Genomic DNA, 23,541 nt, shown 5'->3' on the forward strand with positions numbered 1-23,541 from the left:
AACCGGGCTTTTCTTTTGCCTGAAGCGGACGATGGCACTCTAACTGCAGTCACATGCGCATGTTTAAACTAGAGCGATGAACGACACCCTCCCTTATGACTCCCAACAGCTCCGCCACCTGGCCGGCGAGTTGATCACCAACATCCGCGAGCTCGGCCATGCCGGCTGGACGCCTGCCACCAGCAGCAATTTCTCCATGCGCTTGGACGACAAACACGCGGCCATCACCGTGTCCGGGCGAAACAAAACGAAGTTGACCGAAGCCGACATCATGGCGGTGGACTTCAATGGCGTGCCGGTCGGCAACGACTTGCGTCCGTCAGCGGAAACCCTGCTGCACACACAGTTGTACAAGCGCTTTCCGGAAATCGGTTGTGTGCTGCACACCCACTCCATCAATCAAACCGTGGCCTCACGACTGTTTGCTGCCGATGGCAAGGTGCGTTTCGAAGGTTACGAATTGCAAAAGGCGTTTCACGGCAACACGACGCACGACGACGTGATGGAAGTGCCGGTCTATCCGAATACGCAAGACATGACGGAACTGGCGGCACAAGTGGAATCCAGCTTGGACAAACAATCTTTGTGGGGCTATCTAATCGACGGACATGGTCTGTATGCATGGGGTCGAGACATGGCCGAAGCGCGTCGCCATTTGGAAGCCTTCGAATTCTTGCTGGCTTGCGAGTTGAAAATGCGGGAAGTGCGCCGATGAGCAGATTGCGAATCTATTCCGATGCAGATCCGGGCGTCGTGCTTTTTGAAAGTACTGACTCAGCGGAAATCGCCACCAAGCTCGCTGCTATCCAGGTCGACTTCGAGCAATGGTCGGCCAACAAACCGGTTGCCGCAGGCGATACCCCGGAGGCGGTGATGGACGCCTATCGCGCGGACATCGACCGTTTGGTCCAATCGCGCGGTTTCAAAAGCATTGATGTGGTCAGTATCGCCCCCGACCATCCCGATCGCGACGCCATGCGCGCCAAGTTTCTCGATGAGCATGCGCACAAAGAAGACGAAGTGCGCTTCTTCGTCGATGGTTCCGGGCAATTTGTTTTGCATGTTGACGACAAGGTGTATGAAGTCGTGTGCTGCAAGGGCGATTTAATTTCCGTGCCCGATGGCGTCACCCATTGGTTCGACATGGGGCCGGCACCGCGATTCGTTGCCATCCGCTTTTTTACCGCTCCTGACGGCTGGGTCGGCCACTTCACGGGGACGGATATCGCGCGCCGGTTCCCCCGTTACGATACCCCTTTGGAATTGTCATGAAACCGCTGGTACTCACCGATATCGAGGGCACCACCTCATCGATCTCATTCGTCAAGGACGTGCTCTTTCCGTATGCGCGCCAAGCGCTCCCGGACTTCATCGCGCGCAACGGCCATGACCCCCACGTGCGTCCCCTGCTCGATCAGGTAGCTGCCGAGTGTGGCGGCATTTGCCAAGACGCAATGATTGCGGAAACGCTGCAGGGCTGGATTGACGAAGATCGCAAGCACACGGCGCTGAAGGCACTCCAAGGCATGATCTGGGCCGCTGGCTACCGTGACGGCGACTTCAAGGCCGACATTTATCCGGATGTCGCGCCGGCGCTGCGCGAATGGCACGCCGCGGGCATTCCGTTGGCCGTGTATTCCTCGGGTTCGGTGCCGGCGCAAAAGCTGCTTTTCTCGCACACGCAGGTGGGTGACCTCACTCCCCTTTTCTGCCATTACTTCGATACCGAGGTCGGACACAAACGCGTCGGCGACAGCTACCGCTTGATCGCCGACAAGCTCGATCGGGCACCGGAAAGCGTCTACTTCCTCTCGGATGTGGTGGAGGAATTAGATGCCGCGCGCGAAGCCGGGATGCAAACGGTGTTGCTGGACCGATTGGAAGACTACCCGCAGCCGCGTAGCGCGGACGCCTGCCATGGGCATACGCGCGTGACTTCCTTTGCTGAAATCGCGCTCGGCTGATCAGGGCGCGGCTTCTTGCAAGATGTAGGTGCGCGTAGCGGTTTGCGCGTGACCGTTGCTATCGGTAAAGCGAACTGTCACAACATGTGCGCCTACGGTCAAATCGGTGGGCAAGGCACCGCGCCATAAATGCGTCACGTCTTGTGCTTCCGGCGAGCGGTCGTAGCCGCGTAGCGTTTGTGCCGCGTCATCGCGCATGTTTTCAGCCACCAGCGCCGGGTCCGGTCGCGTGACGCGTTGCATCGTTTTCCATGGCCCGTTGTCCACTTTGAATTCCAAGCGCGTATCGGCAGCGGCCATATACGCATTGGCATACAGACCCCATGCCGGATAGGCACCCTTGCGCAAAGTGGCCGGCCCACTCAAATGCATCGCCGGGTTGGAAGGGTCGCGCGCCACATGCCAGTTCAACGCATAGTGCCCTTGTGCATCCGTCTCGAGCGTGGCCCAGCCATTGGGTGTGCCGTCTGCCATTGTCGATACAGGAATGCCTTGGGCATCTTTCACACCTGACCAAAACGCACCGCACACCGCACCGACGTTGTATTCGTGCAAAGGCGATTGCCCGTGCCAACCGTCTTTGCTGTCGTGGAAGAAGTGCTGCTGCGTGTGATTGTGGGCACTCAGCACCAACACGTGCTTGAAGCGTTCCAATAGCGCAAAAAGTGCTGCTCGGTCTTCATCACGAAATGTGTCTTTGCCTTCCGGCTCGAACAACGGCACATGCAGACCCACAACCACCATGCGCTCTGCGGGCACGCTCGCTAGGTACTGGCGAAGGAAACTCAACTGGCCCGCGCGGAACCCTCCGATATAGCCGCCCGTAGTGGCGCCACGCCAAATCACATCGTCCAACCCGATAAAGGTGAAATCACGTTCGTTCCACGCAAATGTGTCGGGGCCGAAAGTATTTCGATACGTGTCCAGGGCGTGTTGATCGTCTTCGGCGTCCATATCGATATCGTGATTGCCCGGAATATGCAGCCACGGCACACCCAGGCCGGTAGTGACGCTATTCATCGCCGGGTACAAAGACAAATCATCGTTGACGATGTCGCCCAAGCTGGTGCCCAACGTGTAGTCGCCCGGGTGTTTGGCCAAGAAGCCTTGAACGTCTTTGACCACGTCATCGCGGTAGTAGCCCACGTCAGTGGTTTGCTTGGGTTGCGGGTCGGCGAAAATCAACAGGCGTGTGCCGGGAAGTTTTTGCGGGGTCTCTGTACGCAGCGGGAAATCGAAATCCGAAACGGAACCCGTCAGCAAGCCGCCATAGCGCAATACCGGGCCCGGCGTCGGCTGGTACGCGTGCCAGAACGCCGGCAAGCCGTCGCGCCGCGCAGGTACTGCGAAACCGGCGGGTTTGATCACGAAGACAATCTCTCCGGCTGCAACGTCCAGGCGATATGTGCCTCCCGCCGAGGTTGTGACTACAGTGCGGCCGTTCGAAACCGCCACATTCGCCATGCCGCGCTCGCCGGCATCTTGGACGCCGTTCTTGTTGAGATCGAGAAACACCGTTCCTTGAATTTGCACAGCAAGCGCATTCGCGCTGAGCAATGACAAGGCGAATAGCGCAGACTTCAAAATGCGGTTGGTCGTGAGCGTCATACCGCCATTATCACCTTGGCGCCGCGCACGTGTGTCAGTCAGTGACGCGCTTCCAAACACGCAAGCAGGTCTCTCAAACCCAGCCCCCGGGCACGCAGCAGAACCAGCAAGTGATAGCTCAGGTCTGCCGCTTCGCCAAGCAGCGCATCTTCGTCTTGAACCACCCCTGCCAGCGCGACTTCAACGCCCTCCTCTCCGACCTTTTGGGCAATGCGCCGAATGCCTGACTCGAACAATTTTTGGGTATAGCTTCCCGCCAACGGGGTGGTCGCGCGCGTCTCAATCAATTGAGCCAATTCCGCTAAAAAGTTGGCCGGTGCATCGGGAAAGCAACTGGCACGGTCAAGGTGGCAGGTGGGGCCGGCGGGCCGTGCCAGCAGGAGCAGCGTGTCGTTATCGCAATCGGCGGTGAGTGAGACGAGCTTCAAGACGTTGCCTGAAGTCGCGCCTTTGCGCCATAGCTGCGCGCGACTACGGCTGTAAAAAACGGCCTCGCCGCACTGCAGGGTTTGCGTCAATGATTCCTTTGACATGTAGCCGAGCATCAAGACCCGCAATGTGTCAGCGTCCTGCACCACCGCCGGAATCAATCCGTCTTGCTTTGTCCAATCCAAACTTTCGATATTGATCATGCGATTCTCACCGGGATACCGGCTGTGGCCAGCGCTTTTTTCAATTCCGGAATAGGAACACTGCCCGAATGGAAGACGCTCGCGGCCAGCGCACCGTCCACATCCGCGCTTGAAAAAACATCGACAAAGTCGTCAATACTGCCCGCTCCGCCGGAAGACACCAGCGGAACTTCGCACACGGTACGCGCAGCACGCAATTGCGCGATATCAAAACCGGTTTTCAAACCGTCACGCCCCATGCAATTCAGCACAATCTCGCCTGCACCCAATGCTTGGACCTCGGCAATCCAATCCAAGGTATCGCGGCCCGGTGCACGCATCGCATCTGCCGCGCCGGTGTGGCTGCGCACGCGCCACACACCATCGGCTTCCAAAGTGGAATCCACACCCACCACAACGCATTGCACACCGAAGGCATCGGCCAATTCACGGATGAGCGCCGGGCGCTCAAGCGCCGGAGTGTTGATCGAAATTTTGTCGGCGCCTGCGTGCAATACGGCACGGGCCGTTTCCACCGAACGGATGCCACCGGCTACGCAAAAGGGGATATCGATCTCCCGGCTCACCCGCTCCACCCAAGTGCGATCTACGGCGCGTGCATCGGGGCTCGCGGTGATGTCGTAGAACACCAGTTCGTCCGCCCCTTCATCACGATAGCGACGGGCAAGGTCGACGATATCGCCTACCACCACGTGGTCGCGAAACTGCACGCCTTTCACCACCTGACCGTCACGCACATCCAAGCACGGAATAACGCGACGACTCAGCATAGCAATGCCTCAGAGAGCCTCATGGACCCTTCCAGCAAGCTTTTTCCGATGACCACGCCGGCGCACCCGCTGGTTAGCACGCTGCGCACGTCCTCTGCATCGCGAATGCCGCCACTTGCTTGCACGGAAAGCGTCGGAAAGCGTTCGTGGAGTGCCGCATACAAAGCAATGGCCGGACCGGACAGTGTGCCGTCGCGGCTGATATCGGTGCACAGCAAGTGTTTGAGGCCGGCTTGGGCGTAGGCATGGGCCAGGGTGAAGAGCGATTCGGTCGAGTTCTTTGTCCAACCGTGAATCGGCAAACGCCAATCACCGCGTTCATCCCGGCGTGTGTCTAGCGCAATGGTAAGTGCGTCGGCACCGTAGTCGTGCAGCCACTCGATCACGCGCTCAGGCGATACCACAGCGAGTGATCCGATCACCACGCGCTTCGCACCTGCACCAAGCAGCCTCTCCACGTCGTTGGCCTCACGCACGCCACCGCCCACTTGCACTTTCAAGCCGGTTGCGTCCGAGATCGCGCGCACGTGCGAATGCAACGAAGTTGTGCCGGAGCGCGCGCCCTCCAAATCGACCAGATGCAGCCACTCCGCGCCTTGTGCGCGGTAGCCGCGCGCCAAATCTTCCGGCGTCATATCGTATTGCTTGGATTGCGCGTAATCACCTTGGTGTAGACGCACCACCGCGCCGTGGCGCAGATCAATGGCGGGATAGACGGTAAAAGTCATGGCGACCACTCCAGAAAGTTGATCAACAGTTGCCGGCCAACAGCAGACGAGCGCTCCGGATGGAATTGCATACCGGCGACGTGCCCATGTTGTACCAAGGCGGAGAACTTTGCGCCGTGTGTACTGGCAAGCACGGTGTTGTTCGGGTCGTCGACGGCGTAACCATGGACAAAATACGCTTGCGCGCCTTCATTCAGACCAGCAGTCAAAGCCGACCGCCGGACTTGCTTCAAAGTATTCCAACCCATGTGCGGCAGGCGAATGCCCTCGGCCTTGCGCATGGCTTCGACCTTTCCGGGTAGCAGCCCCAAGCAGGCCACGTCACCCTCGGCGGAACGGGTATAGAGCAATTGCATACCAAGGCAAATGCCAAGCAAAGGCGCCGGCGGGTTTTGCAGGCGCGTAGCAAACCCCCGTTGGTGCAACAAGTCCATCGCAGGCTTCGCCGCCCCGACACCGGGCAAAATGATGCGATCGGCACCTGTCAACTCATCCGCATCCCGCGCTACCCGAACCACTGCGCCCAAGCGCGCCAGCGCGCTTTGCACCGAGCCCAGATTCGAACCGCCTGCATCAATCAATGCCACCTTCATGCCGGGACGCTCACAACACACCCTTCGTGCTGGGCAAATCGCGCCCTTCGCGCCGCACCGCCGTGCCTAATGCACGCGCCACGCCTTTGAAGCAGGCCTCGACCTTGTGGTGGTCGTTGCGCCCCTCAATTTTCAAATTGAGTGTCATGCCCAGCCCGTCGCACAAGGAACGGAAGAAATGCGGCACCAATTCGGTCGGCAAATCCCCTACGACGGGGCGGTCAAATGCCCCGCTGAATTCAAAAACGGAGCGGCCGGACAAATCAATCGCCACTGTGGCCAAACTCTCATCCATCGGCAACAGAAAGCCATAACGGGTGATGCCACGCTTGTCGCCCAAGGCTTCCCGCAACGCAGCACCGATGGCCAATGCGCAATCTTCCACGGTGTGGTGTTCGTCTACATACAGGTCGCCCTCGCAATCGACCTGCAAGGCAAAACCACCGTGTGCGCCCAGTTGCTGCAACATGTGGTCGAAGAACCCCAAACCGGTTCGAATCACCGGCGGGGCGGCACGGTCAAGATCGACGTCCACGCGAATGCGTGTTTCGCGCGTTGTGCGCTCAAGCGTGGCCGTGCGCGGCGCATCCACCAAAGCGTGTGCCACCGCTTCCCACGTGATACCGCCGCCGAAGGCCGGGCTCGCCAGTTTGAAGCCGCGAATGCCCAAGTTTTCGGCAAATGCCATGTCGGTGTCTCGGTCGCCCACCATCGCGCTGCGTGCCCAATCAATGTTTCGGTCTTTCAGGTAGTGCGACACCATGCCGATACCGGGCTTGCGCGTGGGCAGCGGCGCGGAGGCAAAACTTCTGTCGACCAAGATGTCGCGGAAGCGGATGCCTTGGCTCTCGAACAGGGCCAACATGAAATTTTGCGCCCGCTCGAAGTCTGCTTCGGGAAACACATCGGTGCCCAGCCCGTCTTGGTTGGTCACCATGACAAAGGCGTAGCCTGCATCGCGCAAGCGCAGTAGCGCCGGAATCACGCCATCCACCAATCGCACTTTTTCAATTGAATCGACTTGGAAATCGTCGGGCTCGGCAATCAAGGTGCCATCGCGATCGAGAAAAAGAATCGGCCCCGACGTCATGCCAACTCCCTCTGCAAAGGCATGCTTTCCTTCATCACTTCAAGCACGCGTGCATTTTCCGATTCATCTCCCACCGTGATGCGTATCGCATCGCCCAAGCCCGGCATGGCACGCATGTCACGTACCAAAATACCGGCCGCTCGCAAAGCGGAAAGCACCTGTTCTGCGGCCACCAAGCGCACCAAGACAAAATTGGCTTGCGAGGGATACACGCGGCGCACACCCGGCATAACCGCCAATTTTTGCGACAACGCGTCACGCAGCCGCTTGACCTGTTCGACGCGTGTGCGCGTCTCTGCCACCGCGGCGTTACTGATGGCTGCCATAGCCAGAGACACGACAGGCTCGGGAATCGGGTACGGCGCCTGGCTTGCCCGCATGGCTTCGATGGTGGTGGGGTGCGCAATGACGGCACCCACACGCGCTCCGGCCAATGCATACGCTTTTGAGAGCGTTTTCAACACCACAATGTTGTCATGCGCGGGCAGCATGCTCACCGAAGAGCCCGTTTCGCAAAACTCTCCGTAAGCTTCGTCCACCACCACAAGACAGTGTTGGTGGAGTTGTCTGGCGACACGCGAAATGTCTTCCAGTGAAATGGCCTCACCGGTGGGGTTGCCGGGCGTGCACAAAAACAACACCGTGGCGCCGGTTCGCAAGGCAAGCGCGGCCATTTCATCCAGATCGGGCTTGAAGCCTTGACGGGTGTCCAGCAAAGGCACTTCCACCACCTGGGCGCCGTGTAAACGCGCGCACACGGCGTACATGCCGAAGACAGGCGGCGCAATCAACACCGTGCCCCTACCGGGTGCGCAAAACGTGCGCAACAAGAGCTCGATCCCTTCGTCACTGCCGCGGCCCAATAAAATTTGCTCGGGCGCCACGCCATAGAGCCCGGCCATGGCCGACAGCAAGGCACCGGGCTGCGGATCGGGATAACGTCTGCACGCACCCGTCGCATCGGCCGGATTCGACCAGGGAAACTCATTGGCATTGAGCACGATGTCTGCTTGCAAGGTATCGCTTCGCGCCGATTTGTAGCCGCTGAAACCGGCAAGGTCGGCGCGACGGAGTGTTTGCGCTGTGCTCATGGCAATGCCGCCAATCGCAGACGTGCTGCGCGTGCGTGTGCTTCCAAGCCTTCCGCTTCCGCCAAGGTCACGGCACAGGGCCCGATGTTGGCAATGCCCGTAGAAGTTGCCGTTTGCAGCGTAAGCGAAGTCATGAAGCTTGCCACCGAAAGCCCGCTCCATGCCCGTGCTGCACCACCGGTGGGCAAGACGTGATTGCTGCCACTGCAATAGTCGCCGAGTGATTCCGGCGTCCAATCCCCCATGAACACCGTGCCGGCTGATTGGATCCGATCCACCCACTCACGCGGTGCGCGTAACGCAAGGATGAGATGTTCCGGCGCGTAGTCGTTGCTGATGTCAATGGCTTCTTGAAGATCGCGTACCTGCACCAAGCGCGAAACTTCCAAGGCTTTGGATGCAATCTCGCGTCGCGGCAACGTCTCCAGCTGCCGGTCGACCGCGGCCGAAACCGCATCCAACAATTCAGCGCTCTCCGACAACAAAAACACTTGGGAGTCTGCGCCGTGTTCGGCTTGCGAGAGCAAGTCGGAAGCAATGAACTCTGCATTGGCGCCGGCGTCGGCAATCACCAAGACTTCCGAAGGCCCGGCCGGCATGTCGATGGCCGGTCCGTCGCTGCGTTGCGCGGCTTGCCGCTTCGCTTCATCCACGAAGCTATTGCCCGGGCCGAACAGTTTGTTACAACGGGGCACGCTCGCGGTACCGAAGGTCATAGCCGCAATGGCCTGCGCCCCACCCAACTTGAAAACGCGAATTCCGGGAATGCGCGCAGCCACTGCCAAAACAATCGGATCCACACTGCCGTCCTTGCGTGGCGGTGTGCACAAAACAATATTGGAACAGCCGGCCAAGGCCGCCGGAATGGTTAGCATCAGCGCGGTGGAGGGCAGTGGCGCACTGCCCGCGGGCACATACAAACCTACCGGATTGATGGGTCTCGAAATACGTTCGCAGGTCACCCCTGGTGCAGTTTCCACGATGACAGAGCGCGGTCGGGTCGCATTGTGGAAGGCTTCGATGCGCGATCCGGCCGCTTCGATAGCGTCACGCAATTCCAGTGAGAGGCTTTCTGAGGCTTCCGCCATTTCAGCCGCGCTCACGGCCAAATCGTCCAACGCCACGCCGTCGAAATGCTGCGTCAATGCACGCAAAGCAGCGTCGCCGCGCAAGGCCACGTCTTCCATGATGGCCTGCACATTACCGCGCACCTCGGCCGACAAATTGCGCGTGGGTCTTTGCAACAACAGTTCGCGTTGCGTCTTATCGAGTTCCGACCAAACCACCCGCCTCATGCCAACATCCTTTCAACAGGCAACACCATCAAACCGCGCGCGCCTGCGCGTTGCAGGGCCTCCAATCTTTGCCAGGTCACCACACCGTGGCAGAGGGTCTGCAACGAAACCGCATCGTCATCTTCGATAACACCCAACACCGTCGGCGATTCCGCATCCGGCAACAGAGACATCAGTTCGGGCAAGGCTGTGCGCGCTGCGCGGAACATGAGGAGCTTGCTGTCGCGGATTTTCAATACGCCATCCAACCGGCGCAGGAGCATATCAAGCAAGGCCGCGCGCGCCGGGTCGAGTGGCTGCGTTGTACCCACAAGCACGGCTTCACTGGTCATCAAATCCATCACCGGTGTCAGCTGATTGGCCGCAAGCGTCGCGCCGCTCGATACCAAATCGCAGACCACATCGGCTTGCCCGAGACGCGGCGCGATTTCCACCGATCCTGACAATTGCACCGTGGTGGCATCAATGCCCGCGTCATCCAACCAGCGTTGGAGAATGCCCGGATAGCTGGTGGCAATCCGGCGCCCGCGCAAGTCTTCGATACCCGTCCACGTCCACGCTTGCGGCACGGCAATGGCCAAGCGACAACCTCCGAAGCCCAAGGCGCGCAATTCTTTCGCGTTGTATGGCTGCCCTTCCAAATCGGCGAGCGACACTTCTTCGAGCAGAACATTGCGACCTACGATGCCGAGATCGCACACGCCGCTGGTGATCAAGCCCGGGATGTCATCGTCACGCACCAGCAGCAGATCCACCGGCGCGGTCTCGCCATAACAAAACAAGCGGTCCGGGCTTTCCCGCCACGACAGCCCGCAAGAGCTGAGCAAGGCCCGCGCAGGTTCGCTCAGGCGTCCGTTTTTTTGAATCGCGATACGCAAACGGTCGCGCACCGGCGGCTGTACGACCGGGGGGCTCATGAAGAACGTCCCGTGCGCAAGGTCGACAGTCCCAGCTTTTCCACTGCCCCGGCATAACCGCCGGTGCCTGTTTCATAGGTTCTCGCCACACGGCCGATGGTGGTGACGCTCACACCGGTGCGGTCGTGAATGTCGCGATAAGGAACACCTGAGAGCAGGTACGGGATCACGGCCCAGCGGTCCGCCATGGCTTCCAGCTCAGCGGGCGTGCATAGGTCGCGAAGAAAGGCTTCCGCCGCTGCCTCTGTGCCGAGCGCTGCAAACGCGCGTGCCAGCCCCTTGATGGAAACGTTGGCGACTTGTGCCGGGTCTTGAACAGTGCGCTGCTTCATGTCAAATATCTAATGTATTAACGTGTTAGTACATTAACGCATTAGACAAAAGACCTGTCAAGCGGTCATCCCTGACCGCTTTTTACGTTGGAATCAGCCAGAGGGCCGGCTCAAACCGCCGGCAAGCCCTTCTCCGCCCATCGGACAGCGGTGGCAACCACTTTATCGAGCGCTCTGTCTCGACGCAGATACGGCACCTCGGCGCGGAAGTCCGCCAGCACCCTTGCGAGCGCGGGCGATGGCGCGAACGGCGCGTGCGCGGCCAATGCCTTGCGCAACCCGTCAACCTCTGAGAGGAAGACGTCGTCAGTGGCTGCACCCCCCTGCAAGGCATGTTTCGCAAATGCGTTTGCATCTACTTCAGCCGCCAAAGCACGCGCGGCCTCCAGCATCTCAACACGCAAATCCACGGCTTGTGCCGCAACCAACATTTCAAGACCCAGCACTTTCGCGAGGTCCGAAGTCATATCCAACACATGGCGGGCTTCATTCGCACCCATCGAGACGTGGTCTTCGGCATTGGCGCTGGTGGGAATCGAATAGACGCTGGCCGGCATTGCGCGCGAAGCCAAATCGTTGACGATCGCCGCCGCCGTGTACTGCACGATCATCATGCCGGACTCGGTGCCATCTTCATTGCCGATCAAGAACGCCGGCAAACCGTCATTGGTTGCCGGGTCCACCAATTTGTTCAATCGACGCTCGCTGATGGAAGCCAGCACCGGAATGGCGGCTTTCACGGCACTCATGGCCAACGCCAAGGGCATGCCGTGGAAATGCCCCGCTGAGATCACTTGCTCATCCACGTTCTCCGCAGTGGAGTCCGGGAAGACCAACGGGTTGTCGGTCACTGCGTTCAACTCAATTTCGAACACACGTGCGGCATGGGCCACCGCATCGCGCACCGCACCGTGCACCTGCGGCACACAACGCAGGGAATAGCTGTCTTGCGGTTGATGCTTCTTACCGCCGCGGAAGGGCATGAAGCGCGTGTAGAACTTCTCGCGCCCGTGGCGTTCACTGGTTGGCACCCAATCCCACTGGATATCAAAGGTATGCGCATCCAGCGCTTCAGTAGGCCAGCGGCCGGGCTTCCAGGTTTTGAACTTGGGCACGAGGTGGTATGGAATATCTGCCAGTCCCGAGCCGTGCAATAGCGTTCGGAGCTGCCGGGCCACGTGCACTTGACCCGGATGCGGTCGAAGCGCGTGCACTTCTTCCGCAAAGGCTCCGGTCCGTCCCGCAAACCCCTCGATAGTCATCGCAGCCGCGATATCGGCCACGTCAAGCAAACGCTCGAGTTTCGCGATCGCCAGCACACCGGTGGCCAGCATTTGCGCAGTACCGTTGTTGAGGGCCAAACCTTCTTTGTGTTGCAATTGCACCGGCGCGAGTCCGGCACGCTTCAGCGCCTCTGCGCCGGACAGTCGTTCGCCTTCATAAAAAGCTTCGCCCTGCCCCAATAACACGATGGCAAGGTGCGACAGCGGTGCCAGATCGCCCGATGCGCCCACCGAGCCCAGTTTCGGCACAACAGGCACGACGCCGGCGTTCAACATTCGGGTCAAGGCCTCGACGGTTTGCAACCGAATACCGGAATGACCACGCAACAAGGTATTGATACGGATGGCCAGCATGGCGCGCACGACATCCGTTTCAAACGGTTCGCCAACGCACACCGCGTGGGTCACGATCAAATTCTCTTGCAGCTCGATCATGGGCTGCACATCTGCGCGCGAAGCACGGACAGAATGTGCACCGAGCAGTTTATCGGCGTTGCTGCCGAAGCCGGTCGAGATGCCGTAGATCGGTTCGCCGCGTACCACTTGGGTGTCGAGGAATTCAGCGGCTTTCTGCACACGTGCCACTGCCGGCGGTGCCAATTCAACCTGCGCGCCTTCGGCGATTTTCAACAATGCGGAACGATCCAGCGACGTTCCGTCGAGCACAATTTTCAACGTCATGCGTCACCTTTGAGATAGCGAGCGACGGCCGCGGCATCTTGCGCGCCGTTATACGGCATAGCCGTTTGCGCACCGGTTTTCAGATTCTTGATGGTTACTTGCCCCGCCTCGCGCTCGCTGCCACCGCGCATGGCGACGTAGGGAATACCGAGTTTATCCGCATACTGGAATTGCTTCGCGAGTTTGCGCGCCTCCAACTGCGTTTCAACATTCAATCCTTGTGCGCGCAATGATTGAGAAAGCGAGAGCGCGTCTTCAAGATCGGCCTCGTCCATCAACGCGACCAACACATCGACGCTGGAAGCGCCCGCTTCGATGATGCCGGCCTCGCGCAATTGCCAATACAGACGCGACAAGCCGATGGAAATACCCACGCCTGGCAATTTTGATTTCGTGTAACTGCTTGCCAGATTGTCGTAACGACCCCCCGAGCAAATCGAACCGATGCCCGGATGTGCATCCAAGGTGGTCTCGTAAACGATGCCGGTGTAGTAGTCGAGTCCGCGCGCGATCGAAAGATTCAACGCATAGCGCGATTCGGGCACGCCCAAGGATTTCAATTGCTCGAGCGTGTTACGCAGCGCATCGCGGCCTTCCTTGAACATGGCCGTGCCCTCGCCCAACGCCGCGAGCTTGGCAAGCGCATCTTCATGAGAAACGGAGCGAACACGGGAGAATGCCAGCAGGCGCTCGGCGGTGTCGGCGGAAAGCCCGAAACCCTCGCCGACCAAAGTGTCTCGCACCGCGGCCTCACCGCGCTTGTCGAGCTTGTCGAGCTCACGCAAGACAGCATCCTGTTGCGTGCCTTCAATGCCCAAGGTTTCGAAAAAGCCGCGCAGCAACTTGCGGTGGTTGAATTGGATGGTGAATTCACCGATCTGCATACGTTCAAATACCGCATTGATCACCGCGGGGATTTCAGCGTCGTAGCGGGTGCTCAGGCTGTCTTTGCCGATCACATCGATGTCGCATTGGTAAAACTCGCGGAAGCGGCCTTTTTGCGCCCGTTCGCCGCGATACACCCGCTGGATTTGATAGCGGCGGAAGGGAAAGGCCAGATCGTGCTCATGCTCGGCGACGTAGCGTGCCAACGGCACCGTGAGATCAAAGCGCAAAGCGAGTTCCGGCAGGCCCGGCTCGTTCTTTTCCAGCGCGCCGCTGGATTGGACGAAATACACCTGGCGCTCGGTTTCGCCGCCGGTTTTGGTCAGCAGGACCTCGGACAACTCGAAGACCGGCGTTTCCAGCGGCATGAAGCCAAACGACGCATAGGTGTCGCGCACGATGTCCAGCAAGCGTTGGAAGACGACTTGTTCCCTCGGCAACAACTCCAATGTGCCCGAGGCCGTACGCGGTTTGATCATTTCGAATCCCGGCTGCAAAACGAACATTGTAAATGCCGCTTGCGCGAACTCAGAACCCAATCTAGAATGATCGGCTCACCACGGGGTGTAGCTCAGTCTGGTAGAGCGCTACGTTCGGGACGTAGAGGTCGTAGGTTCGAATCCTGTCTCCCCGACCAATTCAATTTGGTACCAAACAACCGGCGAAAGCCGGTTTTTTGTTGTCCGTTGTTATCCCGCCATAGCTCGTGTCGACGTTTCACTTTTGCATCCGCGACTTCAGAATTTTTCTGAAAGTGCTGAATTCGTCAGACTTATTTAAAGACATCCGTCACATTTCTCCGGTAAAATAGCCGCAACAGGGGGGATGCCGGCCGCGTTCGCGCACGACGTCCCAAGACAATCAGGGACGCAACATGGGTGCACGATGCATGCGCGGGCTATTACCTTGCGCATTGGCGCTGGCCATTTCAACTTCGCTTGGTGCCGCGGAGCCGAGTGCTTCGGATACGCAGGCCATCGCGAATTTGCGCGCGAACAAATCATGGCTCGAAGCGCTTCAGGTGATCGAACGGGAAATGGCCAAAATCCCCGCGTCGCCTGAGCTCTCACGCTTGAGAACCTTGACGCTCGCGGACCTCGGCAGTTTCCACCAAGCGTGGATCGAACTGCAAAAGCATCCCGAGCTCTATAGCGTCGAGGAATCACGACGCATCAAGCTAGGCGCCATGGCACGCGCGACAGCGTGGGCGAAATTCCAGTTCCCCGATGAAAAACATGATCTGGATCTGGCACACCAAGCCGATCAGGATTACGAGACCTGGTTGGCCACGCAACCCGCACTCTCTACGGACGACCTCTCAACGCTGCGCTCAGATCGCTTGTTGTTGTCCACCAGATTGCGCGATTACAAGGCCGTGACCGCCCAATACGAAAGCATGTTGGCGGCAGGACAAAAAGTCGCGCCCTACGCGTTGCCGGCCGTGGGCGAAGCGTATCGCGGTGTTCGCCAGCCAGACAAAGCGGTAGCTGTGTACGACGAAGCGCTCAAGGCCTATCCGAATGATCCGACGATTGAAATCGAGCGCGCCTACGCACTGTCGGAAGCGGAAAGGATTGCCGAGGCCGTCGACTATCTCTGGCGCATCCGCGAACACAACCCGCCCTGGGTGACCTTGCCCGGCGCCAAAACCCCTGCCCAAAGTGAGACCCACATGGAAGCCGAGGTCGCCTATTACATGGTGCGCTCGTTCGGCAACGATCTGAAAGGTGCGCAAGACGGTTATGAAGGCATGGCGGCCATCGCGCCGGTCAATCCGCAGCTGCAGGAAGCCGTGGGTTCGGTCTATCTACGCCGCGGCTGGCCAACCCGGGCGCTGCAACGCTTCGAAATGGCCGAGACCCTCGACGCCAATTTCGTCGGTGCGCGCATCGGGCAGGTGAACGCATTGATGACGTTGAACCGCTACGACTTGGCACGCCCGATCTATGAGGACCTCGCCCAACGTCAAGCCGGCGTTCAACACGTCACGCAACTCAGTCAGGAATGGCACCGCAATACCGGTTGGCAAATGCGTGCATGGGCGGTTTCGGGCAAGAGCAAGGGTCACACCCAAGGCGTGGTCACGCCCTACGGCACCCGGGACCAGAACTGGGGGTTGGAAGTGGCATCGCCCCTGTTGAACGACCGCTGGCGCGTTTTCGGCTTCCACGACACCTCGTCGAATGAATTGGACGGCATGAATGTGCATGACCGTTGGTCCGGCGTGGGCTTGCGTTATGCATTCGATCGCGTTGTCGCGTCGGTTTCCGTCAGCCGTCCCAGCACGTTTGCGCGTGATACCGCCATCGATCTGGACCTGAATTACAGGATCACTGACGGGTGGGCCTTGTACACCGCGCTCGCAAAAAATGATCGCGACACGCCCATCCAGGCACGCATGAACGGCATTCGCGCCGACAGTGCGTTGCTGGGTAGCGAGTTCGCACCCAATGAATTGTCCAATTGGGTGTTGGAAGGCAGTCGCACGCGTTTCAGTGACGGCAATGTGCGCACGCAGGCTAACACTCGCTACACGCACCGACTGCTGACCCGCACGCATTTCCTGATCGATGGGCGCGCTGCCGCGTATATGTCACGCAATCGCGGGGCAAGCAACGTGCCGTATTTCAATCCGGAATCGGATGGTTCGTTCGGCCTCGGCTTGCGCTTCGACCATCTGACTTGGCGTCGCTATTCCGATTCCTTCCGACAAGTGTTGGATGTGGATGCCGGTCGCTATTGGCAAAAAAACTTTGCCTCGGGCGTTGTGCCGTCGGCGCGCTACTCGCATCAATGGCGCTTCGGAAAGGGCTGGGGCTTTGATTACGGCGTCTCGTGGTCGCGTCCCATTTACGACGGGCATCGCGAGCAGCGACTCGCCTTTGACGCCTCGGTTTTTGTAGGAGCTTGGTGAGTATGTGGTCGCGATTGGGTCAATGGTGCGTGATGATGGCGTTGGCATGCAGTCCGCTGTTTGCGCATGCGCAATCCTTGGCGGCGGAAAGTAAACTCCGCGATCGTCAAAATTTGCTGGTCATCAGCTATCACGACATCCGCGACGATGTGGCCAAGCGCGGGGATCCCGACGTCTATGCGGTCAGCACGCGCAACTTGGCGCTACAGTTCGACTGGTTGGCAGCCAACGGCTACCACCCGATTTCAATGGCGCAGCTGGTCGACAACGTCAAGCATGGCAGGCCCTTACCTGACCGTCCCGTTCTGCTGACTTTCGACGATGGTTTGCGTAGCGCCTACACCAAAGCGTTTCCGTTGCTGCGTGCGTATAACTACCCGGCCGTGGTCGCGGTCGTCACTTCCTGGCTGGATCTGCCCGAAGGAAAAACGTTCGACTACGGGCCGCGCTTCTTCGGCCGCGACGACTTCCTGACTTGGGACCAGCTCAAAGAGATGAAGGCTTCCGGCCTCATTGAAGTCGCATCGCATACGCATGACATGCACATGGGCGTGCTGGCCAACCCGCAGGGCAACGAAACGCCCGCGGTGATCACGCATCTTTACGACGCGAAAACCGGTCGCTATGAAAGCGATACCGAATACAAAGCGCGACTCAAACGCGATCTCGACTTGAGTTCGACCCTCATCGAGCGTCACCTCGGCGCCAAACCAACCGTTCTGGTTTGGCCCTATGCGGCCTATAACGCCGTTGCCAACGCGGTGGCAGACGATGCCGGTTTCCAAGCCACGTTTGACTTGGAAGACCGAAACCCGAACAAGATTGTCAACCTGCATGGCCTGGGACGCTCGCTTTTGATGGGCAATCCCGACGCCGCCGCGTTTGCGAGCAATGCCTGGGAGGTCGGCGACCAAGCGCAAACCACACGCGCACTGCAGATCGATCTGGATCAGGTCTACGATCCCGATCCGATCCAACAAGGCAAAAATCTCGATGCATTGATTGAGCGCGTGGCCCGCATTGCCCCAAGTCACGTCTATTTACAGGCCTTTGCCGACCCTGATGGCAACAACACCGCCGATGCCGTCTACTTCCCCAATCGTCACCTACCGATGCGTGCAGACCTTTTCTCACGCGTGGCATGGCAGCTGAGAACGCGCGCCGGTGTGGCGGTGTTTGCCTGGCTCCCAGTGCTCGGATTCGAATTCGGCGATGCACAGTGGCGACTGCGCCACGGCATCAAAGCCAGCGGCAAAGAAAACTTCCGGATTGATTTCACCGATCTCGAAGCACGGCGTTGGGCACGGGATATGTACGAAGATCTCGCCCGCCAGTCATACATCGCCGGACTTCTCTTCCATGATGACGCCTACCTGCGCGACGACGAACTGCCGGCGTTGAAAAACCGTTCGCAAGCGTTGATCGACTTTACGCTGGAGCTGAAAGCCGCGGCGGAAGTCTGGCGGCCCAAACTCAAGACGATACGGAATCTGTTTGCGCAACCGGTACTCAATCCGAATGCCGAGGCTTGGTACGCGCAGGATCTCAAGCGCTTCAACGCTGCCTACGACTACACGGCGATTATGGCGATGCCCTATATGGAGCAAGCCGCGCGACCGTCTGTTTGGCTTGCGCATTTGATCGAGGCTGCGCGCAAGGAAGACCCGACGCTCAGCCGTACCGTCTTCGAACTGCAAACGGTGGATTGGCGCACCGGCAAGCCGGTGTCAGGAAAAACGCTGACTGCACAGGTCCGGATGCTCGTGGCCGCCGGTGCAAATCACATTGCTTGGTATCCCGATGATTTCGTGGGCGACACCCCGTCGCTTCGCTATGCGACCGAGGCCATGTCGGCGCGTACGTATCCCTATAAGAAGCCCTGATCATGTGGCTGGAACTGCTCTTCAAGTTCGCGTTCTTTTACCCGATCACGATGTCCTTTTTCTGGATTTCGGGCGCGGTGTACTACTACTTCAGACGCGAACGTCATGAGCCGGCCCGGACCGAACCTCCACCGCTGGCGGAGTATCCGTCGGTCAGCATCCTGATTCCCTGCCACAACGAAGCCCTCAACGCGCAAGAAACCATCGGTGCCGCACTCGCGCAACATTGGCCGAACTTGGAGGTCATTGCGATCAACGACGGTAGTACCGATAACACCGCCGAAGTGTTGAACGCACTCGCCGCCCTTCATCCGCAACTTCGCGTGATTCATTTGGATCGCAATCTGGGCAAAGCCAATGCGCTCCGGATGGGCGCCATGTCGGCGCAGTCGGAATTTCTGGTTTGCATTGATGGCGACGCGCTGCTCGATGAGTACGCAACCTACTGGCTCGTCCACCATTTCCTTGAAGGCCCGCGCGTGGGTGCGGTGACCGGCAATCCGCGCATCCGAAACCGTTCAACCATGCTCGGCAAACTTCAAGTCGGCGAGTTCTCTTCAATCATCGGGATGATCAAACGCGCCCAGCGCGTCTACGGACGGATCTTCACCGTTTCGGGCGTGATTGCAGCGTTCCGCCGTACCGCTCTGCACCGCGTCGGCTACTGGTCCGAAGACATGGTCACCGAAGACATTGATATCTCCTGGCGCCTGCAGATGGACCACTGGGATATCCGCTATGAACCGAATGCGATCGCGCTGATTTTGATGCCGGAAACCTTGAAAGGGCTTTGGCGGCAACGTCTGCGTTGGGCGAAGGGCGGCGTGGAGGTCATCACCCGTTATGCCAAGCAATTGAATGCATGGCGACAACGTCGCATGTGGGGTGTCTTCATCGAATACCTCTGCAGCGTGGCATGGGCATTCACCATGTGCTTCATCTTCATTCTTTACGGGCTGCGCCATTTAATTGATGTGCCGCAAAGCCTGTACGTCAATTCCCTGCTCCCCGGTTGGCACGGCATGATCTTGGCGATCGTCTGCCTGTTCCAGTTCGGCGTCAGCATTTTGATTGACCGCCGATACGAAGCGAAGATCGGCCGGACGTACTACTGGATGGTCTGGTACCCGATGGCGTATTGGGTGCTCAGCATGCTCACGACCGTGATCGCCGTTCCGAAAGTTTTGCTAGGCAGCCGCACGCGCGCTGTCTGGGTGTCGCCTGATCGAGGTTTCCGATGACACGCATTGAAGAAGATCGTCTGATTCAAAACGAACGCAACTTGCCGGTGATGCGGCGAACGTTTTGGGGCGTGCTGACCGCGGTTTTCTGGCTCACCTACGTCTATCTTTGGCTCCCTCTCATCACGTTACTGATGTGGTATCTCGGCGTGCGACAAGCGCGCCTCGAGCTGTACCTCCGCACGCACAGTTTCGATCCCTATTTGTTGGTCGTGCTGCCGGTCATCGCGGTCCTCGCCGCCATGACTTTGGTGATTTGGGCCGAATATAACCGGAATCGCTTCAGCGGGGGCGACAGACGTGCCGAAACCCCGGTGCTCGCGCATTCGGCGATCGTCAATGATCTCGGCGGCAACGCCGACATCGCCACCACCTTAGCCGGCCACAAGGTCTGCATGTTGCACATGAACGAGCATGCGGTACCCATGTCGGCGGTCCCGGTCAACTTCCGGCGCGGGCCGGGCGGCGCCAGCGAAGCCAATGCGCAACCGCTAAAATATCGGCATATTGAACGAGCCGAACATGAGCCTGCATCTATACAACAGTCTGAGCCGCACTGCGGAACGCTTCGTACCCGCGAATCCTGACGCCCCGACGCTGTATCTGTGCGGTCCGACCGTCTATAACTACGTCCACATCGGCAACGCAAGGGGCCCGGTCGTCTTCGACGTCTTGGCCGCCCTGCTCCGCCGTCGCTTCGGCGGCCTGAAGTTTGCCCGCAACATCACTGACGTGGACGACAAGATCAATGCCGCCGCCAAAGAAGCCGGCGTCCCGATCAATGTCATCACCGACAAATTCGCCAAGGCGTATGCCGAAGACATGGCTGCATTGGGCGTGCAACCGCCTGATATTGCGCCTGAGGCCACCGCCCACATCGCCGAGATGATCGCCATGATCGAATCGCTGATTGCGAGCGGCCATGCTTATGCGGCCGAGGGGCACGTCCTGTTTTCGGTGAATGCGTTTCCCGGCTATGGCAAGCTGTCGCGTCGCGATATCGACGATATGCGCGCTGGCGCGCGCGTGGAAGTCGCCCCCTACAAACGCGACCCCGGCGACTTTGTCCTCTGGAAACCTTCCAGCGACGATCTGCCCGGCTGGGATTCACCCTGGGGCCGTGGCCGCCCCGGTTGGCACATCGAGTGCTCGGCCATGGCCGCCAAGCACTTGGGCGAAACCATCGATATCCATGCCGGCGGCGTGGATTTGCAATTCCCGCATCACGAAAACGAAATCGCCCAAAGCGAATGCGCGCACGGCGGCAAAGTGTTTGCCCGCTGGTGGCTCCACAACGGCATGTTGAATTTCGACGGCGCCAAGATGAGCAAATCGGTCGGCAACATCGAACGGGTCCATGATCTGATTCAACAACACCCGCCTGAAGCCTTGCGCTTCGCACTGCTCTCGGCGCATTACCGGCAACCCTTGGATTGGTCGGGGCGATTGGTGGATCAGTCCGTGCGAACTTTGGATCGCTTGTACGGGACCTTGCGCGAGCTTCAGGACGTCGACGCAACCGCGAACATCCCGGCCAGCATCGAAGCGGCACTGGACGATGACTTGAATACGCCCGCGGCCTTGGCCGACATCGCGCGCATTGCCGGTGAAGCGCGCAAAGCCGAGACAGCCGAAGAAAAATCGCGCCTTAAATCCGAGCTCCTCGGCGCGGGTCTTGCCCTTGGCCTGCTGCAGCAGTCCCCTGAAACGTGGTTCGCGCGCGGCGCCGACAGTGCCGACGATGCTGCCATCCAGGCCTTGGTGGATGCGCGCACGCAGGCAAAACAAGATCGTGATTTCGCCCGCGCGGATGCCATCCGCAAGGATTTGGATGCCCAAGGCATAGTGTTGGAAGACACGCCGCAAGGTGTGCGTTGGACGAGAAAAGCCTGATGTCGCAATTCCCCATGGAAGCCACAACCACGGAAGCACAAGCGGCGATTGCGGATGAGTTTTCACTGTTCAGTGATTGGTCGGAACGCTATCAATACTTGATTGACCTCGGCAAAAAACTGCCGCCGCTGGATGATGCGTTCAAGACCGATCAATATCGCCTGCACGGATGCCAATCCAATGTCTGGATCACGGACCGTTTTGAAGACGGCCTGATGCACTTCGAGGCCGCCAGTGATTCAACCATTGTCTCGGGCCTCATCTTTCTCGCCTTGCGCGTGTACTCCGGACGAACCCCGGAAGCGATTCTGTCGACGACGCCGGATTACGTGCGGGGCATCGGCTTGGAACGCCATTTGTCGCCGACGCGTTCGAACGGACACGCGGCGCTGTTGCAGTTCATTCAAGATCGCGCGGGCGCTGCACGATGAGTGAAGACATTTCGGCGCAAGTGGCGGCCGCGCCCTCGCCGTTCACCGTCACCGGTTTCCGTTGGTTGATGGTGTATCGCATTGCGACGATGCTGTCGTATCAAATCGTGGCGGTCACCGTGGGTTGGCATATTTACAGCCTCACCCGCGATCCTTGGCAGCTCGGCCTGATCGGCTTGGCCGAAGTCGTGCCGTTTTTTTGCGTCGCCCCCTTCGCCGGGCATCTGGTGGATACCCTGCCGCGCCGGAAACTCGGCATGGCGGCCTGCGTCTTGCTCGGCATCAACGCCATTATTTTGACGCTCATCGCCAGCGGACATATCACGCACAAGGGCACGTGGCCCATCTACGCCGCGGTCATGGTCGGCGGCATCGGACGCGCGTTCTTAGGGCCCATCTACAACGCGTTGTTCGGCCGCGTATTGACCCGGCCGCAATTTCCCAAAGGCGCGAGCCTAGGCAGTGTCATCTTCCAACTCGGCCTGGTGTTGGGTCCTGCCACCGGCGGCTTGATTGTCGGCCATTTCGGCAAGGCCACCGCCTATGCCACGTCAACTGTCTTCGTGGCCTTGGCGATCTTCGCGCTCTCGGTGATGAAGGTGACGGAACCGGTGCAAACGCAGCAGCGCGGCCCGGTGTTCCAAAGCATCGGTGAGGGCCTGAAGTTCGTGTTCGGACACCAGATCTTGCTCGCCGCACTCGCACTCGACATGTTCGCTGTGTTGTTCGGTGGTGCCATTTCGTTGGCACCGGCATTCATCAAGGACGTATTGCACGCAGGCCCGGAAGCCCTCGGTGTACTGCGTGGCGCGCCGGCCTTGGGATCGGTATGTGTCGCGCTCTGGCTGTCACGTCACCCCTTGGACAAGAACGCGGGCAAGATCATGCTGTTTGCCGTCGCTGGCTTCGGCGCCTGCATGGTCGGCTTCGGACTCAGCAAAGTGCTGTGGCTTTCCGTGTTGTTCTTGCTGATTTCCGGCATGTTCGACGGCGTGTCGGTGATCTTGCGGTCGACGGTCTTGCAGCTCGCCACGCCTGACGACATGCGCGGACGGGTGTCTTCGGTCAACAGTGTCTTCATCAGCAGCTCGAATGAGCTGGGCGCCTTTTATGCAGGCTCTATGGCCAAGTTGCTGGGCTTGGTGCCGGCAGTCGTTCTGGGTGGATTTGTCACGATGGGCATTGTGACAGCGACCGCGACGCTGGCGCCGCGGCTACGCAAATTGAATATGCGCGAGCTGCATTAGTCGCAATGCGCAAAAAAGCCCCATTCGGGGCATCCTCCCGCTTGGCGGGAGGATGGGTTCACA

At 59.3% G+C, this 23,541-nt stretch carries 22 protein-coding genes and 1 tRNA gene; 11 read left to right on the forward strand and 12 right to left on the reverse strand.

What is annotated here, in order from left to right:
* Positions 1-76: 76 nt before the first annotated feature.
* The 3 genes from H8L67_RS06540 to mtnC are packed head-to-tail and all read left to right on the forward strand — an operon-like array spanning position 77 to position 1,964.
* Positions 77-715 carry a methylthioribulose 1-phosphate dehydratase gene (locus tag H8L67_RS06540; RefSeq protein WP_220379059.1) on the forward strand — a complete coding sequence of 213 codons (639 nt, stop codon included), beginning with the start codon at positions 77-79 and terminating at the stop codon, positions 713-715.
* Positions 712-1,272: a 1,2-dihydroxy-3-keto-5-methylthiopentene dioxygenase gene (locus H8L67_RS06545; RefSeq protein ID WP_220379060.1), complete on the forward strand. Its 561-nt coding sequence runs from the start codon at positions 712-714 to the stop codon at positions 1,270-1,272. The genes H8L67_RS06540 and H8L67_RS06545 overlap by 4 nt, the downstream gene beginning before the upstream one ends.
* On the forward strand, positions 1,269-1,964 hold the full coding sequence (gene mtnC, locus H8L67_RS06550) for an acireductone synthase (RefSeq protein WP_220379061.1): 696 nt from the start codon (positions 1,269-1,271) through the stop codon (positions 1,962-1,964). The genes H8L67_RS06545 and mtnC overlap by 4 nt, the downstream gene beginning before the upstream one ends.
* Here mtnC and H8L67_RS06555 read toward each other — a convergent pair whose 3' ends face one another.
* From H8L67_RS06555 to hisS, 12 genes are all read right to left on the reverse strand, one after another.
* Positions 1,965-3,572: a calcineurin-like phosphoesterase family protein gene (locus H8L67_RS06555; protein ID WP_220379062.1), complete on the reverse strand. Its 1,608-nt coding sequence runs from the start codon at positions 3,570-3,572 to the stop codon at positions 1,965-1,967.
* Positions 3,573-3,610: 38 nt separating this feature from the next.
* Complete coding sequence (gene hisIE / locus H8L67_RS06560; protein ID WP_220379063.1) at positions 3,611-4,204, reverse strand: bifunctional phosphoribosyl-AMP cyclohydrolase/phosphoribosyl-ATP diphosphatase HisIE; 594 nt, start codon at positions 4,202-4,204, stop codon at positions 3,611-3,613.
* Complete coding sequence (gene hisF, locus H8L67_RS06565; protein ID WP_220379064.1) at positions 4,201-4,974, reverse strand: imidazole glycerol phosphate synthase subunit HisF; 774 nt, start codon at positions 4,972-4,974, stop codon at positions 4,201-4,203. The genes hisIE and hisF overlap by 4 nt, the downstream gene beginning before the upstream one ends.
* Positions 4,968-5,702: a 1-(5-phosphoribosyl)-5-[(5-phosphoribosylamino)methylideneamino]imidazole-4-carboxamide isomerase gene (gene hisA, locus H8L67_RS06570; protein WP_220379065.1), complete on the reverse strand. Its 735-nt coding sequence runs from the start codon at positions 5,700-5,702 to the stop codon at positions 4,968-4,970. Before hisA ends, hisF begins: the two co-directional genes overlap by 7 nt.
* Positions 5,699-6,295 carry an imidazole glycerol phosphate synthase subunit HisH gene (gene hisH / locus H8L67_RS06575; RefSeq protein WP_220379066.1) on the reverse strand — a complete coding sequence of 199 codons (597 nt, stop codon included), beginning with the start codon at positions 6,293-6,295 and terminating at the stop codon, positions 5,699-5,701. The genes hisA and hisH overlap by 4 nt, the downstream gene beginning before the upstream one ends.
* A gap of 10 nt (positions 6,296-6,305) precedes the next feature.
* A complete protein-coding gene (gene hisB / locus H8L67_RS06580) occupies positions 6,306-7,385 on the reverse strand; it encodes a bifunctional histidinol-phosphatase/imidazoleglycerol-phosphate dehydratase HisB (protein ID WP_220379067.1) in 1,080 nt (359 codons plus the stop codon).
* Positions 7,382-8,482: a histidinol-phosphate transaminase gene (hisC, locus tag H8L67_RS06585; RefSeq protein WP_220380765.1), complete on the reverse strand. Its 1,101-nt coding sequence runs from the start codon at positions 8,480-8,482 to the stop codon at positions 7,382-7,384. Before hisC ends, hisB begins: the two co-directional genes overlap by 4 nt.
* Positions 8,473-9,771, reverse strand: coding sequence for a histidinol dehydrogenase (gene hisD, locus H8L67_RS06590; RefSeq protein WP_220379068.1), 1,299 nt, complete (start codon positions 9,769-9,771; stop codon positions 8,473-8,475). Before hisD ends, hisC begins: the two co-directional genes overlap by 10 nt.
* Positions 9,768-10,688 (reverse strand): ATP phosphoribosyltransferase, encoded by a 921-nt coding sequence (gene hisG / locus H8L67_RS06595; protein ID WP_220379069.1) that lies wholly within the window; start codon positions 10,686-10,688, stop codon positions 9,768-9,770. Before hisG ends, hisD begins: the two co-directional genes overlap by 4 nt.
* Entirely contained in the window at positions 10,685-11,020 is a 336-nt protein-coding gene (locus H8L67_RS06600; RefSeq protein ID WP_220379070.1) for a Trp family transcriptional regulator, read from the reverse strand. The genes hisG and H8L67_RS06600 overlap by 4 nt, the downstream gene beginning before the upstream one ends.
* Positions 11,021-11,130: 110 nt before the next feature.
* Positions 11,131-12,984 carry an HAL/PAL/TAL family ammonia-lyase gene (locus H8L67_RS06605; protein WP_220379071.1) on the reverse strand — a complete coding sequence of 618 codons (1,854 nt, stop codon included), beginning with the start codon at positions 12,982-12,984 and terminating at the stop codon, positions 11,131-11,133.
* Positions 12,981-14,348 carry a histidine--tRNA ligase gene (hisS, locus tag H8L67_RS06610; protein WP_220380766.1) on the reverse strand — a complete coding sequence of 456 codons (1,368 nt, stop codon included), beginning with the start codon at positions 14,346-14,348 and terminating at the stop codon, positions 12,981-12,983. Before hisS ends, H8L67_RS06605 begins: the two co-directional genes overlap by 4 nt.
* 81 nt (positions 14,349-14,429) lie before the next feature.
* Between hisS and H8L67_RS06615 the strand changes: the two genes are divergently transcribed.
* The 8 genes from H8L67_RS06615 (at position 14,430) to H8L67_RS06650 (ending at position 23,478) form a co-directional block, all read left to right on the forward strand.
* Positions 14,430-14,506, forward strand: a tRNA-Pro gene (locus H8L67_RS06615).
* Between the two features lie 252 nt (positions 14,507-14,758).
* On the forward strand, positions 14,759-16,783 hold the full coding sequence (pgaA, locus tag H8L67_RS06620) for a poly-beta-1,6 N-acetyl-D-glucosamine export porin PgaA (protein WP_220379072.1): 2,025 nt from the start codon (positions 14,759-14,761) through the stop codon (positions 16,781-16,783).
* Between the two features lie 2 nt (positions 16,784-16,785).
* Positions 16,786-18,666, forward strand: coding sequence for a poly-beta-1,6-N-acetyl-D-glucosamine N-deacetylase PgaB (pgaB, locus tag H8L67_RS06625; protein WP_255556072.1), 1,881 nt, complete (start codon positions 16,786-16,788; stop codon positions 18,664-18,666).
* A 2-nt stretch (positions 18,667-18,668) separates the two neighbouring features.
* On the forward strand, positions 18,669-19,907 hold the full coding sequence (gene pgaC, locus H8L67_RS06630) for a poly-beta-1,6-N-acetyl-D-glucosamine synthase (protein ID WP_220379073.1): 1,239 nt from the start codon (positions 18,669-18,671) through the stop codon (positions 19,905-19,907).
* Positions 19,904-20,494, forward strand: a complete 591-nt coding sequence (gene pgaD, locus H8L67_RS06635) for a poly-beta-1,6-N-acetyl-D-glucosamine biosynthesis protein PgaD (protein WP_220379074.1) — start codon at positions 19,904-19,906, stop codon at positions 20,492-20,494. Before pgaC ends, pgaD begins: the two co-directional genes overlap by 4 nt.
* Positions 20,430-21,800: a cysteine--tRNA ligase gene (gene cysS / locus H8L67_RS06640; protein ID WP_220379075.1), complete on the forward strand. Its 1,371-nt coding sequence runs from the start codon at positions 20,430-20,432 to the stop codon at positions 21,798-21,800. The genes pgaD and cysS overlap by 65 nt, the downstream gene beginning before the upstream one ends.
* Positions 21,800-22,231 (forward strand): SufE family protein, encoded by a 432-nt coding sequence (locus H8L67_RS06645; RefSeq protein ID WP_220379076.1) that lies wholly within the window; start codon positions 21,800-21,802, stop codon positions 22,229-22,231. Before cysS ends, H8L67_RS06645 begins: the two co-directional genes overlap by 1 nt.
* Positions 22,228-23,478: an MFS transporter gene (locus H8L67_RS06650; RefSeq protein WP_220379077.1), complete on the forward strand. Its 1,251-nt coding sequence runs from the start codon at positions 22,228-22,230 to the stop codon at positions 23,476-23,478. Before H8L67_RS06645 ends, H8L67_RS06650 begins: the two co-directional genes overlap by 4 nt.
* Positions 23,479-23,541 lie beyond the last annotated feature (63 nt).

It is taken from the genome of Lysobacter soyae (assembly GCF_019551435.1).
GTDB classification, from domain to species: Bacteria; Pseudomonadota; Gammaproteobacteria; order Xanthomonadales; family Xanthomonadaceae; genus Solilutibacter; species Solilutibacter soyae.

Excerpts from the sequence above, each read along its gene's own strand:
- hisD (WP_220379068.1), bottom strand. The coding sequence starts at position 9,771 with ATGAGGCGGGTGGTTTGGTCGGAACTCGATAAGACGCAACGCGAACTG.
- hisA (WP_220379065.1), bottom strand. The coding sequence starts at position 5,702 with ATGACTTTTACCGTCTATCCCGCCATTGATCTGCGCCACGGCGCGGTG.
- H8L67_RS06545 (WP_220379060.1), top strand. The coding sequence starts at position 712 with ATGAGCAGATTGCGAATCTATTCCGATGCAGATCCGGGCGTCGTGCTT.
- H8L67_RS06605 (WP_220379071.1), bottom strand. The coding sequence starts at position 12,984 with ATGACGTTGAAAATTGTGCTCGACGGAACGTCGCTGGATCGTTCCGCA.
- pgaD (WP_220379074.1), top strand. The coding sequence starts at position 19,904 with ATGACACGCATTGAAGAAGATCGTCTGATTCAAAACGAACGCAACTTG.
- cysS (WP_220379075.1), top strand. The coding sequence starts at position 20,430 with ATGAGCCTGCATCTATACAACAGTCTGAGCCGCACTGCGGAACGCTTC.
- H8L67_RS06645 (WP_220379076.1), top strand. The coding sequence starts at position 21,800 with ATGTCGCAATTCCCCATGGAAGCCACAACCACGGAAGCACAAGCGGCG.
- pgaB (WP_255556072.1), top strand. The coding sequence starts at position 16,786 with ATGTGGTCGCGATTGGGTCAATGGTGCGTGATGATGGCGTTGGCATGC.
- pgaA (WP_220379072.1), top strand. The coding sequence starts at position 14,759 with ATGCGCGGGCTATTACCTTGCGCATTGGCGCTGGCCATTTCAACTTCG.
- hisB (WP_220379067.1), bottom strand. The coding sequence starts at position 7,385 with ATGACGTCGGGGCCGATTCTTTTTCTCGATCGCGATGGCACCTTGATT.
- H8L67_RS06650 (WP_220379077.1), top strand. The coding sequence starts at position 22,228 with ATGAGTGAAGACATTTCGGCGCAAGTGGCGGCCGCGCCCTCGCCGTTC.
- H8L67_RS06540 (WP_220379059.1), top strand. The coding sequence starts at position 77 with ATGAACGACACCCTCCCTTATGACTCCCAACAGCTCCGCCACCTGGCC.
- pgaC (WP_220379073.1), top strand. The coding sequence starts at position 18,669 with ATGTGGCTGGAACTGCTCTTCAAGTTCGCGTTCTTTTACCCGATCACG.
- H8L67_RS06555 (WP_220379062.1), bottom strand. The coding sequence starts at position 3,572 with ATGACGCTCACGACCAACCGCATTTTGAAGTCTGCGCTATTCGCCTTG.
- hisG (WP_220379069.1), bottom strand. The coding sequence starts at position 10,688 with ATGAGCCCCCCGGTCGTACAGCCGCCGGTGCGCGACCGTTTGCGTATC.
- hisS (WP_220380766.1), bottom strand. The coding sequence starts at position 14,348 with ATGATCAAACCGCGTACGGCCTCGGGCACATTGGAGTTGTTGCCGAGG.
- mtnC (WP_220379061.1), top strand. The coding sequence starts at position 1,269 with ATGAAACCGCTGGTACTCACCGATATCGAGGGCACCACCTCATCGATC.
- hisIE (WP_220379063.1), bottom strand. The coding sequence starts at position 4,204 with ATGATCAATATCGAAAGTTTGGATTGGACAAAGCAAGACGGATTGATT.
- hisH (WP_220379066.1), bottom strand. The coding sequence starts at position 6,295 with ATGAAGGTGGCATTGATTGATGCAGGCGGTTCGAATCTGGGCTCGGTG.
- H8L67_RS06600 (WP_220379070.1), bottom strand. The coding sequence starts at position 11,020 with ATGAAGCAGCGCACTGTTCAAGACCCGGCACAAGTCGCCAACGTTTCC.
- hisF (WP_220379064.1), bottom strand. The coding sequence starts at position 4,974 with ATGCTGAGTCGTCGCGTTATTCCGTGCTTGGATGTGCGTGACGGTCAG.